We start from the raw sequence: 12990 nt of genomic DNA on the forward strand, positions 1-12990 counted from the left end.
GGCCCTTACCTCACTCCGGCATGGGGCACCATGCCCACGGCAGCGGGGGGCTGGCGAGGGGCCAGCCACGCTCTAGGCTGTGTGCCGCGAAACGGTCAGAGATTTGCCGCTTCGTGGTTTGGAAAAGTAGTATCTGAATGGTCGTCTTCAACAAAGGAACGCGACATGACCCTACTTCAAGCCACCTACCTGATGATCGCAATCTCGTACGTGGCAGCCGCAGCAGCTTTAAGTTTGCCGCATTGAGCAAGTCTGTAGAGCCCTCGTGCGAAAGCAGGAGGGCTTTTCTGCGCCCCTGATCAGGCCACGCATGTAGCCAGCGAGAGAACAAACCGGAACATGCTGCACGGATTTTGCACGTTTCAGCCGTGCAATTCAGGTTTTGTTCCGTGCACTCACGTCATCTCGCGCACGGTAAACCGCTGGCATTATTGGCTTAAGCGTCTGAATTCTCTAGGAGAAAATGGTGCTGCTAGAGAGATTTGAACTCTCGGCCTCTCCCTTACCAAGGGAGTGCTCTACCCCTGAGCTATAGCAGCATCTCGCGGCCGGTTCGTTGACAAGCCGCATCAAGCGAGGCGGCTATTGCCATAGCTGGACGGGGAGCGCAAGCAGCATTTTGAAGTTTTCGCTGTTGTCCTGTGAGAAAATCCGTTTCGGCTTCCGAACCCCCTGCTTTTGCGCTAATGCATCCACCATGCAAACAGACGACAAGAAAAGCGCTGAGGGCGAAGCTTCGTTGACCGAGCCGGAGAGCGCGCCGGCAAAGCGCCGGCAAAAGGATACGACCGAGCAGGACCTGAGGAAGGCGCGCCTCGCCAAGACGCTGCGCGACAATCTCCTGCGCCGCAAGCAGCAGATGCGCGCGCGCCGGTCCGGGGCCCCCGACGAGGCGATCGGCCTGCCTGCCGCAAAAACGGACGAATCGGAAGATTAGTACGGGCAGTGCGCCGTTCGGCGGTCTTTCGTGGGAGCAGGCGGCCGTGGCTGCCATGCGTTCAAGGCACTTCTAATTTCGCGGCGTCTCCCCTAAAGAGGCGCCTTCAGATACACTTCACTTTTTTGGAAAGGCGGGCCAAGCCCGTTCGAGAGGCCTCATGGATCGCATCAGGATTGTAGGCGGGAATGAACTTCACGGGGTCATCCCGATTTCCGGCGCGAAGAATGCGGCCCTGCCGCTGATGATCGCATCGCTGTTGACCGACGATACGCTGACGCTGGAAAACGTTCCGCATCTGGCCGACGTCGAGCAGCTGATCCGCATCCTCGGAAACCATGGCGTCGATATCTCGGTCAACGGCCGGCGCGAGCGCCAGGGCGAAAGCTACGCCCGCACGATCCATTTCACCTGCCGCAACATCGTCGACACCACGGCGCCTTACGAGCTCGTGTCGAAGATGCGCGCGAGCTTCTGGGTCATCGGCCCGCTTCTGGCGCGTGAAGGCAAGGCCCGTGTTTCGCTGCCGGGCGGCTGCGCCATCGGCACGCGTCCGGTCGACCTGTTCATTGAGGGCCTGCAGGCGCTCAGCGCCAACATTGAGATCGACAGCGGCTACGTCAACGCGACGGCCCCGGCCGGCGGCCTGATCGGCGCGCGTTATACCTTCCCGAAAGTTTCCGTCGGCGCCACCCACGTGCTGATGATGGCAGCGACACTTGCCAACGGCACCACCGTGCTTGGCAACGCCGCGCGCGAGCCTGAGGTTGTCGACCTTGCCAACTGCCTGAACGCCATGGGCGCAAAGATCACCGGCCAGGGCACCGCGACGATCACCATTGAGGGCGTGCGCTCGCTGTCGGGCGCCCGTCACCGCGTCCTGCCTGACCGCATCGAGACTGGCACCTACGCCATGGCCGTTGCCATGACCGGCGGCGACGTCATCCTCGAAGACACCGACATGGCGCTGCTCGACACCGCGCTGGAAGCGATCCGCCGCGCCGGCGCCGAGATCACCGAGACCAACAGCGGCATCCGCGTCGTGCGCAACGGTGCGGGCATCAAGCCGGTCGATATCGTCACCGATCCCTTCCCGGGCTTCCCGACCGACCTGCAGGCGCAGTTCATGGGCCTGATGACCATGGCGAAGGGCACGTCGCATATCACTGAGACGATCTTCGAAAACCGCTTCATGCACGTGCAGGAGCTTGCCCGCCTTGGCGCCAAGATCTCGCTGTCGGGCCAGACCGCCAAGATCGAGGGCGTCAGCCGGCTGAAGGGCGCGCCCGTGATGGCAACCGACCTTCGTGCCTCGGTCTCGCTTGTCATCGCCGGCCTTGCGGCGGAAGGCGAGACCATGGTGTCGCGCGTCTACCATCTCGACCGCGGCTTCGAGCGGTTGGAAGAAAAGCTCACCCGTTGCGGCGCCCATGTCGAGCGCGTCAGCGACTGATTTGAGCCGTCGCGCCTGATGCCGTTGCGGTTTCAGGCGCGACGTCCTATGTCCATTTCAATTGTGGCACGCAAAATGTGCGACGAAAGCGAAAGGAATGGATGGCATGGATGGTCTGAAGCTGCTGGCGCTCGATGAAGAGGATCTGGCCGTCGTCTCCGCCCACGTCCAGGATGCCGTGTTCAAGGTTTCCGGGCTGGAATACGATGCGCGCCGCAAGCAGTTTTCGCTCAGCGTCAACCGGTTCGTCTGGGAGATGGCCGATGGCAAGCGCCGTTCCTTCGAGCGCCGGCGCGCCGTCATCCTGTTCAAGCGGGTGGGTGCGGTGCGTTCGCTCGGTTTTGATCGTGGCAATGGCGAGGCCGTGCTCGACCTGCTGGCAGTAACATTCAAGGTCGCCGGCGAGGGGCCGGAAGGCACAGTCGAACTCGTTCTTGCCGGCGACGCGTCCATTGCCCTTGATGTGGAATGCATCGAGGTGCAGCTTGCAGATACCGGCGGGGCATGGGAAACCGCTTTCAAGCCCCGGCATCCCGAAGGCGTTTGAGCTCCGCGACACAGGCATACGACAAGGACATTTTGCGTTGGCAATCAGGCTGAACTATCTCGACGGTAACTTCGAACAGCAGTTCGCGGCGTTTCTGACCACCAAGCGTGAAGTTTCCGAGGACGTCAATGCGGCGGTGAAGGCCATCATCGACGATGTGCGTCTGCGCGGCGATGAGGCGGTGGCGGAATATTCCGCCCGCTTCGACGGTATCGACTTCGCGACGACGCCGATGCGCGTCAGTCCCGAGGAAATCGATGCGGCGATCCAGGTGGTCGAGCCGGAAGTGCTGGGCGCGCTCAAGGTTGCGGCCGTTCGCATCGAGTCGCATCATGCCCGCCAGCGGCCGAAGGACGATATCTACGAGGATACGATGGGCGTCGGCCTCGGCTCACGCTGGACGGCGGTCGATGCCGTCGGGCTCTACGTGCCCGGTGGCACGGCGAGCTATCCAAGCTCGGTGTTGATGAACGCGCTGCCGGCCAAGGTCGCCGGTGTCGAGCGCATCGTCATGGTTGTGCCGGCCAATGGCGGCAAGATCAACCCGGCTGTGCTGGCGGCAGCGCGTCTTGCCGGCGTCGAGGAAATCTACCGCATCGGCGGTGCGCAGGCCGTGGCAGCCCTTGCCTATGGCACCGCCACCATCGCGCCGGTCGCAAAGGTCGTCGGCCCGGGCAATGCCTATGTGGCTGCCGCCAAGCGCCAGGTCTTCGGCACCGTCGGTATCGACATGATCGCCGGCCCGTCGGAAGTGCTCGTCATCGCCGACCGCGACAATGATCCGGATTGGATCGCTGCCGATCTCCTGGCGCAGGCCGAACACGACGTCGGCGCCCAGTCGATCCTGATCACCGATGATGCCGCCTTCGGCGAGGCCGTCGAGGCGGCGGTCGAACGCCAGTTGAAGACGCTGCCGCGTGCCGAGACGGCTTCTGCGAGCTGGCGCGATTTCGGCGCGATCATCCTGGTGCCGGATCTGGAAAGGGCGATACCGCTTGCAAACCGCATTGCCGCCGAACACCTGGAGCTGGCGCTTGCCGATCCCGAGCCGATGGTCGCGAAGATCCGCAATGCCGGCGCCATCTTTGTCGGACGCCACACGCCTGAAGTTATCGGCGATTATGTCGGCGGTTCGAACCACGTGCTGCCGACGGCCCGCTCGGCGCGCTTCTCCTCCGGCCTCGGTGTTCTCGACTATATGAAGCGCACATCGATCCTGCGCCTCGATGCGGAGCAGCTTCGCATCCTCGGGCCGGCGGCAATCGCTTTGGCGCGCTCCGAAGGGCTTGAGGCCCATGCGCGCTCGGTCGCGATCCGCCTCAATCTCGGGGATGCGGGATGAAGGCAGACCGCAATCAGCGCCTCTGCGATGTCGTACTGGACGAGACGATCGGCCGTTCGACGCCAGACGTGGAGCATGAGCGCGCGGTTGCGATCTTCGATCTTCTCGAAGAAAACCTGTTCGAGCCGGTCGGCCATCCGGGCGGCCCCTACAAACTCAATCTCTCCTTGATGGACGCCAAGCTGGTCTTTGCGATCTCGACCGAGAAGGGATCCGACGTAGCCACCCATATTCTCTCGCTGACACCGTTTCGCCGCATCGTGAAAGACTATTTCCTGATCTGTGAAAGCTACTACGAGGCGATCCGCTCGGCGACGCCGAGCCAGATCGAAGCGATCGACATGGGGCGTCGCGGCATCCACAACGAGGGTTCGCAGACGCTGATGGATCGCCTGTCAGGCAAGATCCGGCTCGACTTCGACACCGCCCGCCGCCTGTTCACGCTCGTCTGCGTGCTCTACTGGCGCGGATGACGGCGGAGACCGGAATGACGGGAACCGCGACGCGCCAACTGACAACGCCACGCTCCGTTCTCTTCATGTGCGGCATGAACGCGATCCGCTCGCCGATGGCGGAGGCTCTCGCCAAGGCGGCGTTGCCCCCAGGTACGTATGTTGCCTCGGCCGGCGTGCGCCACGGCGAGCGCGATCCCTTCGTCGACGTGGTGCTGGACGAGGTCGGGCTGTCCATCGGGCGGCATCAGCCGCGCACGCTCGACGAGCTCGAGGACGATTATTTCGACCTCATCGTCACGCTGGCGCCGGAGGCTCATCACCTGGCGCTGGACCTGACGCGCTCCATGGCCGTCGACGTGGTCTATTGGCCGACGCCGGACCCGACGGTTGCCACCGGCACGCGCGAGCAGATCGTCGATGCCTATCGCGCCGTTCGCGATCACCTGGCCACGCTGATTAATCGCCGTCTGGTAGTGGCGCCCGCGGACGAAAAGGCCTAATACCAACCTCGGCCGACGCTTTTGGTGCCCGGACGCGCCGACAATCCCGACCGGACGGCTTGGCACCGGTTGCGGTTTTCTCCTTGGCAAAGAGCTAAATCGCTCCGGCGCAATCGTTCAATATCAGCGCAGGTTGGTATCAGGCAGTACAAAAGCGGAAAAGCCGGCGCAAAGCGGTTCACAAATCCTCGTCGATTGTGTAGTTTCCGGCGAATTTTTCGGGATGCGTGTCGTATCGCCGAACAAACACAGAAAGAACAGTCCTACATGGCGAAAGAAGAAGTCCTCGAATTCCCGGGCGTGGTCACGGAATTGCTTCCTAATGCGACCTTCCGCGTGAAGCTCGAAAATGAACATGAAATTATTGCCCACACCGCAGGCCGCATGCGCAAGAACCGTATCCGCGTTCTGGCCGGCGACAAGGTGCTCGTCGAAATGACGCCCTATGACCTGACCAAGGGTCGCATCACCTACCGCTTCAAGTAAACCGCCGACAGGTGGCTTCATCATATCTCTGGGGTGACGGCGCGTTCCGATGACAACGGCTCAAAAACTGATATTGGCGTCCGGTTCGCCGCGTCGCGTCGAGCTTTTGGCCCAGGCAGGCATCGAGCCTGCGCGCCTGATGCCGATGGATCTCGACGAGACGCCGAAGCGTTCCGAGCATCCGCGCTCGCTGGCGCGTCGTCTTTCGGCCGAGAAGGCGAAGGCGGCGCTGGCCGCGATCAAGGGTGAGGCCGGTTGGGATGGCAGCTATATCCTGGCGGCCGACACGGTCGTCTGCGTCGGCAGGCGCATCCTGCCGAAGCCCGAGCTCGTCAGCGAAGCGTCGAGCGCCCTGCATTTGCTGTCTGGCCGCAGCCACCGGGTCTATACGGGCGTCTGCCTGATCACGCCCGACAAAGCGCTGCGCCAGAAGGTGGTCGACACCAAGGTCCGCTTCAAGCGTCTTTCCGGTTTCGACATCGAGAGCTATCTTGCCTCCGGCCAATGGCGTGGCAAGGCAGGGGCCTACGGCATCCAGGGCATCGCCGGCAGCTTCGTCGTCAAGCTCGTCGGCTCCTACAGCAATGTCGTCGGCCTGCCGCTCTATGAGACCGTCGGCCTTTTGGTCGGTGAAGGCTACGACGTTCACAATCGTTGGCTGGAAGGCTGAAGGCAGTGACGGACGAAGACAAGAAAAGCGGCTCGAACGTCGCACCCTTGCGCGCACCGCGTCCTTGCCCCGAATGCGCTCGCCCCTCGCACCGCGAGCACTATCCCTTCTGCTCGGATCGCTGCCGCAATGTCGACCTCAACCGCTGGCTCTCGGGCTCCTACGCCATTCCTGTGGCAGACGACGAGTCGAAAGCCGACGACGACGATCGCTGACCGCGATCTGCCTGAATATCCTCAGTTTTTCGGCTTTTTCCACACTCTTTGAAATAACTGCCAAAAAACTTTCATTTGGTGCTGGACACCGCCGAACATCATGTTATAACCCCGCTCGCTTCCGGGGCACAAACAACGCCCCGAGGGTTCCGAGAGGAACCGCTGCCCGCAACGGCAGGATGCCCGGATAGCTCAGTTGGTAGAGCAGCGGATTGAAAATCCGCGTGTCGGTGGTTCAAATCCGCCTCCGGGCACCATTTCCCCAATGGTCCAATTACACTCAAATTTTCTCGTCCTGCGCAGTCTGATGTCTGTGTTGGTGCGGTCTGCTTTGCCACGGATGTCATTCGCCGAATGTTCGAGCTCAAGCCGAGGCGAAACACCCGTCGTTAACCAATTGTTAACCATGTCGGCTCAACCTCGTTCATTGATAGCAGATTGTGCACGGATCCGATGGGATCATGCCAGTCGGACGTTTCAAGCCTGGGTCGTTTCAGGCATGCCGCGCCCCAAAAGCAGACGCATTCGTTCATTCCTGAGGGAGTAGAGGCAAGGATGTACGAAATGGCAGATCACATGATGAAAATGCTGATGAGCATCATGGCAGCGCTGTCGCTCGGTTCGCTGCTGTTTCTGATGGCTGTTCTGTAAAGCGCGTCGCGATCATAAGGGCCCGCGCTTCAAGCTTTCGTTCCTTCGCGGTACCGCTATCGCGAAAACGCTGAACATTTTTGCACGAAACGACATGCTGCTGCGAGAAGGCAGGTTCTGCCTTCATGTCTGCGCCTCATGCAGCGCTGCGTCTCTTCAAAAGCCCTTAGGCTGCGATCGCAGCTTGAAAGGTTGAATATTCCGCCTTTTAACCAGATGCGATCCACAGGCCGTACCTGGCGCCAGGCCCGTCAGGGATAGAGATAAAACTCGTCCCAGCTGTCGCGAGGCACGAGTTCGCCGATCTTGTATTCGAAGGACAGGATATCCAGGTGCTCGGCGTCGGTCAGGCACTTGAACTTCAGCTTGTACCATTCGCCCTTGCTGCGGAAGACCGCGCCAGGTGCCTTCATCTTGTCTTCTTTCATGACCGGTTCGGCGAAGGTGTAGGCGATCACCTTGTCCGGCTTGAAGGTCGACTTGTCGGCGTTGATGCGCTCCATCGCCTCGGTGTCGCAGCGCTGCTCCAGCCGGGTCTGCGGATCGAGCTTTTCGAACTGGCGCACCAGGGACTGATCCATCGCCAGCGCCGGGGAAAATGTGGCGGCGAAGATGAGCGGGTACGCGACTGTCTTCATGCTGGACGGTTTCCTGATTGTGCAAGGGGCGGCCGCGGCAAATCACCGCCGTGGCGCAACGTCGGTTTCAGGTAAGCTTTGTGGCCATACCAAGGCACGGACCACGTTTCCGAAAGGTGGATCACGTTTCGGAAACATCGATCCATTCGGCGCCGGTCAATTCGACGATGCGCTGCGGATTGATATGAACGGCCGCATTGGTGGCGCCGGCGGCGGGAACGACAATGTCGTAGGCCTTGAGCGACAGGTCGCAATAGATGCTGTGGGGCTTGGCAAGGCCGAACGGGCAGACGCCGCCGACCGGATGCCCGGTTTCCGCCTCGACCTCGTCGAAGCCGAGCATGCGGGCCTTGGTGCCGAAGCGGGCCTTGTATTTCTTGTTGTCGAGCCGCGCATCGCCGCGGGTCACGATCAGGATCACGTCGTCGCCGACGCGAAGTGCGAGCGTCTTGGCGATCTGGGCTGGTTCGACGCCGTGTCCTTCGGCGGCCAGCGCCACGGTGGCCGTGCTCTGTTCGAGTTCGATGACGTCGATATCCGGCGCGCGCTCGGAGAAGAACTGTTTGACGGAGGTAAGGCTCATGATGGGACTTCAGGCTCTGGCAATGGTCTGGGGATGGCAAAAGAGCGGACGAACGCCTTTAGGCCGCGGCAGCGCTGCCGACGGCGAGGCTGTCTCAATCGTCGTTGGAGGCGTCAAGGTTTTCGGGGCGCGTGCCTTCCTGCTGTGTCGGCAGGTAGCCATGGGTGGTGAACCAGTTTTCGAGGATCGCCGCGATTGCCTGCTCGCGCGTCAGCTTGCCGGGATGATCGGCCATGAACGCCTTCAGCGCCGTCTCGATGTTGTCGGTGTGGAGCTCGCTCATGATGTCTTCCTTCCGTTGGTCTCGGCACGGCCCGCCGGGTGGCGAGCCGTCCGACTTGGATGCGTGGCGCTATGTCGTCACGCCTGTTTGACGATGCGGATCAGCACCAGGAGGATGACCGCGCCGATCGTCGCGTGCAGGATCGCGGAAAGCACGCCCGTTCCGAGGCTGATGCCGATGGCGGGAAAGAGGAAGCCGGCGATGAAGGCGCCGATGATGCCTACGACCATGTTGCCGATCAGGCCGAAGCCGAATCCCTTGACGATCAGGCCGGCAAGCCAGCCGGCGATCGCACCGACAATCAGGAATACGAGAATGCTTTCGATACCCATGAATGGTTCCCTTTGCGTTGGACCTCCTGCATGTTTCGTCTAGCCGGTTTGCGGATAAAACATGCAGCATTCAAAGTGCTACAGCGACCTTTGTGCGGCCGCAGGACGCGCGGTGCTGTAGAGGGAAAGATAGACCAGGATTTCAAATCAGATAGGGGGCAATTTCATCGCGCGGCGATTTTTTGGATGAATACGGAGATTTGTTCCAGGCAATCCAATGCCACGCGTCGAAATGGGCGCTCAAAGAATGCCGTCACACGCGCCGCATGACCCTTGTCTGTGGTCGATGCCGATCCATGGAAGCGCGGATATAATGAAAACATGCAGAGCAACGGTCGTTGCTCTGCATGTTGCTTTTGAGGTACGGCCGAGAGCGTATCAGACGATGCCGCCGCCACCGCCGGCGACGGCCGGTCGCTCACCGGCCACCCTGGCGCGGTAGCCGCTCGCCCGATAGGTCGCAACCGGTGCTATCGCCCCACCGCCTTCGAGGCGTGCCATCGCGAGGATTGGTTCGACGTCGGTGCGAAACGCACCCTTCAGCGTTTCCGTTGCCATCAGCGCGTCGTTGTCCTGCTGGAAACCGTCGAGTGCCGCGCGGTCGACGAGGAGCGCCTGCGCATAGGCGCGGCAGACCTCCATCGCGCTGGTCATCAGGCTTTCGATCGGATCGGTGACATTGTGGCTCTGGTCGAGCATGTGAGCCGGCTCAAACCCTTCCGCGCCACGCGCCTCCGCATCGACGAGTTCGTTGAAGACGAGAAACAGGCGGTAAGGATCGATCGAGCCGGTATCGAGGTCGTCGTCACCATATTTCGAATCGTTGAAGTGGAAGCCGCCGAGTTTCTTGAACTGGATCAGCCGGGCGACGATCATCTCGATATTGACGTTGGGTGCGTGGTGGCCGAGGTCGACAAGGCAGAATGCCTTGGGGCCGAGTTCCTGGGCGATCAGATAGTTGGTGCCCCAGTCCTGGACGACGGTCGAATAGAAGGCCGGCTCGAACATCTTGTGTTCGGTGAAGACGCGCCAGTCCTCGGGAAGTGCGGCGTACACCGATTTCATCGCATCGAGGTAACGCTCGAACGACTTGGTGAAGTTGCTCTGGCCGGGAAAGTTGGAGCCGTCGCCGACCCAGACGGTCAGTGCCTTCGAGCCGAGCTGCCGGCCGATGTCGATGCATTCGAGATTGTGCTCGACTGCCTGGGCGCGCGTCGCCGCGTCGCTGTGCGACAGCGAACCGTACTTGTAGGAATGCGCCTGTCCGGGTGCGTCCGAAAAGGTGTTGGAGTTCATCGCGTCGAAGCCGAGGCCGAGGGCGGCGCCCTTCTGCTTCAGTTCGGAGATGTCGCTGACCTTGTCCCAAGGGATGTGCAGCGAGACGTTGGGCGTTGCCCGGGTCAACTGCTGGATGACGGCGCAATCTTCGAGCTTGTCGAAAATGTTGCGCGGCTCGCCCTTGCCGGGAAAGCGGGCGAAACGCGTGCCGCCGGTGCCCACGCCCCAGGAAGGCACGGCGACGCCATAGGCTGCGACCTTGCGCTTGATGGCGTCTATGTCGACGCGGCGGCGGGCCAGTCTTTCGCCAAGGCTGGCATAATCCTCGCGAAGAGCCGCCTCGCGCCGTTGGTTTTCCGCTTCGACGACGGTCTTGCCGATCATGGTATTCATCAAAATCTCCGGCTCAGCGGGTGAACGACTGGGCGTTGCCCGCGTCGACGTTGACGATGTTGCCGGTCGATTTCGCCGACATGTCGGAGGCGAGGAAGTAGATCGCCTCGGCGATATCCTCCGGGAACACGCTGAGCTTCAGCATCGAGCGTTCGCGGTAGTGCGCTTCGAGATCGTCGACATCCATCTTGTAGGCGGCGGCGCGCTGTTCTTTCCACTCGCCGGTCCAGATTTTAGAGCCGCGCAACACGGCGTCCGGGTTGACGACGTTGACGCGGATCTGGGCAGACGCGCCTTCGAGCGCCAGGCAGCGAGCGAGATGGATTTCGGCCGCCTTGGCCGTGCAATAGGCCGATGCGCCGGGCGAGGCGGCAAGGCCGTTCTTCGAGGCGACGAAGACGACGTTGCCGCCAGCCTTCTGGTTGCGGAAGACGCGGAAGGCTTCACGCGAGACAAGGAAATAGCCCGTCGCGAGAATGTCCATGTTCTTGGTCCAGAGCGCCAGCGTCGTGTCCTCGACGGTGGCGGAGGAGGCAAGGCCGGCGTTGGAGACCAGGATGTCGAGGCCGCCGAAGGCAAGCAACGTGTCGCCGAAGCCGGCTTCGACGGCCGCTTCGCTGGTCACGTTCATGCTGATTGAACGCACGAAATCCTTGCCATGGCTGCCCGCAAGCTCGCTTTCGGCAGCAGCCAGCGCCGTCTCGTCGATGTCCGCGATGACGACGCAAGCGCCTTCCTGCATCAGCCGATGGGCCGTCGCCTTGCCGATGCCGCCGGCGCCGCCGGTGACCAGCGCGATGCGGCCGGCCAGGCTCTTCGGCTTCGGCATGCGCTGGAGCTTGGCCTCCTCGAGCAGCCAGTACTCGATGTCGAAGGCTTCCTGCTCCGGCAGGCCGACATAGGTCGAAACCCCGGAGGCGCCGCGCATGACATTGATGGCGTTGACGTAGAACTCGCCGGAGATGCGGGCCGTCGCCTTGTCCTTGGCAAAGGTGATCATGCCGACACCGGGCACGAGATAGACGACCGCGTTCGGATCGCGCATGGCAGGGCTGTCTGCGTGCTTGCAGCGTTCGTAATACGCGGCGTAGTCGGCGCGATAGGCGTTGATCGCATCAGGCAGCCCGGCCAGCGTCGTGTCGACATCCGGGTTTGCCGGATCGAAATCGACGACCAACGGCCGGATCTTGGTGCGCAGGAAATGGTCCGGGCAACTGGTGCCGAGCGCTGCCAGCGGCTTCAGGTCGCGCGCGGCAACAAAATCGAGCACGGCCTGGCTATCGTCAAAATGGCCGACTTTCTTCTCGTCGGTGCTGATAAGGCCGCGGATTACCGGCATCAGGCGTTTGGCGATTGCCGCTCGCTCGGCCGCCTCTAGCGTCGGCTTGATGGCGCCGCCAAAGGCTGCGCCGACATTGTATTCCTCGAACCAACCGATCGCGACATTGATGATCTCGATCGTCGTCTCATAGGCCTCTTTTGCCGTGTCGCCCCAGGTGAACAGGCCGTGGCTTTCAAGGATGACGCCGCGCGCCTGCGGGTTCTTGGCGCAGAAATCGCTAAGCCACAGACCGAGCTCGAAACCGGGCCGCTTCCAGGGCAACCAGCCGATCTCGCCGCCGAACAGGTTGTCGGTCAGGTTTTGACTGTCCTTGCTCGCCGCAATCGCGATGATGGCATCGGGATGCATGTGGTCGACATGTTTTTTCGGCACATAGGCGTGCAGTGGCGTGTCGATCGAGGCCGCACGCGGGTTGAGATCGAAGGTGCAGTGGGGGAGATAGCTTACCATCTCGTCTTCGAACGCGACGCCGCGATAGATGCCCTTCAGTGCATTGAGCTTGTCCATGTAGAGCGTGGCGAAGCCGTCCAGCTTGATCGTGCCGACGTCGCCGCCGGAGCCCTTGACCCAGAGAACCTCGACCATTTCTCCGCTCAGCGGATCCTTTTCCATCACCTTGGCCGAGGTGTTGCCGCCGCCGTAATTGGTGATGCGCTTGTCGGAGCCGAGCAGGTTCGAGCGATAGAGCAGACGCTCTGGCTCGCTCATGCCCGCAGCCGTCGCATCATCCCAAAGGTTTGCAAGTCCCGCGCCCTGCTGCTTGTCGAGCATCTCGAATTCCTCCCGGTCCGTTGCCTCGCAGCTTGGCGGCCGCGTGGAGATGTGGTTGGCATCAGATCACATGGGTCGAAAGTCGTTGTCAATCAAAAACGATCAAATTCGCGC

The 12990-nt window shown here is 61.7% G+C and carries 15 protein-coding genes and 2 tRNA genes; 10 read left to right on the forward strand and 7 right to left on the reverse strand.

The features are described 5' to 3' along the window. Positions 1-464: 464 nt before the first annotated feature. A tRNA-Thr gene (locus tag AC1Q80_RS02920) sits at positions 465-539 on the reverse strand. A 158-nt stretch (positions 540-697) separates the two neighbouring features. Between AC1Q80_RS02920 and AC1Q80_RS02925 the strand changes: the two genes are divergently transcribed. The 10 genes from AC1Q80_RS02925 (at position 698) to AC1Q80_RS02970 (ending at position 6862) form a co-directional block, all read left to right on the forward strand. Continuing rightward, the gene (locus AC1Q80_RS02925) at positions 698-937 is read left to right on the forward strand and encodes a hypothetical protein (RefSeq protein WP_492359853.1); all 240 of its coding nucleotides are present in this window, start codon (positions 698-700) and stop codon (positions 935-937) included. Positions 938-1097: 160 nt separating this feature from the next. Beyond that, positions 1098-2390: a UDP-N-acetylglucosamine 1-carboxyvinyltransferase gene (murA, locus tag AC1Q80_RS02930; protein ID WP_173418963.1), complete on the forward strand. Its 1293-nt coding sequence runs from the start codon at positions 1098-1100 to the stop codon at positions 2388-2390. 106 nt (positions 2391-2496) lie between these two features. Next, positions 2497-2937 (forward strand): DUF2948 family protein, encoded by a 441-nt coding sequence (locus AC1Q80_RS02935; protein ID WP_492359610.1) that lies wholly within the window; start codon positions 2497-2499, stop codon positions 2935-2937. A gap of 37 nt (positions 2938-2974) precedes the next feature. Next, entirely contained in the window at positions 2975-4279 is a 1305-nt protein-coding gene (gene hisD / locus AC1Q80_RS02940; RefSeq protein WP_492359611.1) for a histidinol dehydrogenase, read from the forward strand. Beyond that, on the forward strand, positions 4276-4752 hold the full coding sequence (locus AC1Q80_RS02945) for a UPF0262 family protein (RefSeq protein WP_115418517.1): 477 nt from the start codon (positions 4276-4278) through the stop codon (positions 4750-4752). The genes hisD and AC1Q80_RS02945 overlap by 4 nt, the downstream gene beginning before the upstream one ends. 14 nt (positions 4753-4766) lie before the next feature. Then, on the forward strand, positions 4767-5234 hold the full coding sequence (locus tag AC1Q80_RS02950) for an arsenate-mycothiol transferase ArsC (protein ID WP_492359612.1): 468 nt from the start codon (positions 4767-4769) through the stop codon (positions 5232-5234). Between the two features lie 267 nt (positions 5235-5501). Next, positions 5502-5720 (forward strand): translation initiation factor IF-1, encoded by a 219-nt coding sequence (gene infA / locus AC1Q80_RS02955; protein WP_004435948.1) that lies wholly within the window; start codon positions 5502-5504, stop codon positions 5718-5720. A 49-nt stretch (positions 5721-5769) separates the two neighbouring features. Next, positions 5770-6390 carry a Maf-like protein gene (locus tag AC1Q80_RS02960; protein WP_492359613.1) on the forward strand — a complete coding sequence of 207 codons (621 nt, stop codon included), beginning with the start codon at positions 5770-5772 and terminating at the stop codon, positions 6388-6390. Positions 6391-6395: 5 nt separating this feature from the next. Continuing rightward, the gene (gene yacG, locus AC1Q80_RS02965) at positions 6396-6605 is read left to right on the forward strand and encodes a DNA gyrase inhibitor YacG (RefSeq protein ID WP_209787574.1); all 210 of its coding nucleotides are present in this window, start codon (positions 6396-6398) and stop codon (positions 6603-6605) included. Positions 6606-6786: 181 nt separating this feature from the next. Next, positions 6787-6862 (forward strand) — tRNA-Phe (locus AC1Q80_RS02970). 645 nt (positions 6863-7507) lie between these two features. Here AC1Q80_RS02970 and AC1Q80_RS02975 read toward each other — a convergent pair. The 6 genes from AC1Q80_RS02975 to AC1Q80_RS03000 all read right to left on the reverse strand — a co-directional run bounded on the left by AC1Q80_RS02975 (position 7508) and on the right by AC1Q80_RS03000 (position 12876). After that, positions 7508-7894: a DUF930 domain-containing protein gene (locus tag AC1Q80_RS02975; RefSeq protein WP_173418968.1), complete on the reverse strand. Its 387-nt coding sequence runs from the start codon at positions 7892-7894 to the stop codon at positions 7508-7510. 121 nt (positions 7895-8015) lie between these two features. After that, a complete protein-coding gene (locus AC1Q80_RS02980; RefSeq protein ID WP_173418969.1) occupies positions 8016-8477 on the reverse strand; it encodes a YbaK/EbsC family protein in 462 nt (153 codons plus the stop codon). Between the two features lie 94 nt (positions 8478-8571). After that, positions 8572-8760, reverse strand: a complete 189-nt coding sequence (locus tag AC1Q80_RS02985) for a hypothetical protein (RefSeq protein ID WP_077504366.1) — start codon at positions 8758-8760, stop codon at positions 8572-8574. Positions 8761-8837: 77 nt separating this feature from the next. Continuing rightward, positions 8838-9092, reverse strand: coding sequence for a GlsB/YeaQ/YmgE family stress response membrane protein (locus tag AC1Q80_RS02990; protein WP_053250496.1), 255 nt, complete (start codon positions 9090-9092; stop codon positions 8838-8840). A gap of 378 nt (positions 9093-9470) precedes the next feature. Then, a complete protein-coding gene (gene rhaI / locus AC1Q80_RS02995) occupies positions 9471-10763 on the reverse strand; it encodes an L-rhamnose catabolism isomerase (RefSeq protein ID WP_492359614.1) in 1293 nt (430 codons plus the stop codon). A 13-nt stretch (positions 10764-10776) separates the two neighbouring features. Next, complete coding sequence (locus AC1Q80_RS03000) at positions 10777-12876, reverse strand: bifunctional rhamnulose-1-phosphate aldolase/short-chain dehydrogenase (protein WP_492359615.1); 2100 nt, start codon at positions 12874-12876, stop codon at positions 10777-10779. Positions 12877-12990: the final 114 nt, after the last annotated feature.

The sequence above is a fragment of the Ensifer sp. GW823-FHT05D09 genome, assembly GCF_058795755.1.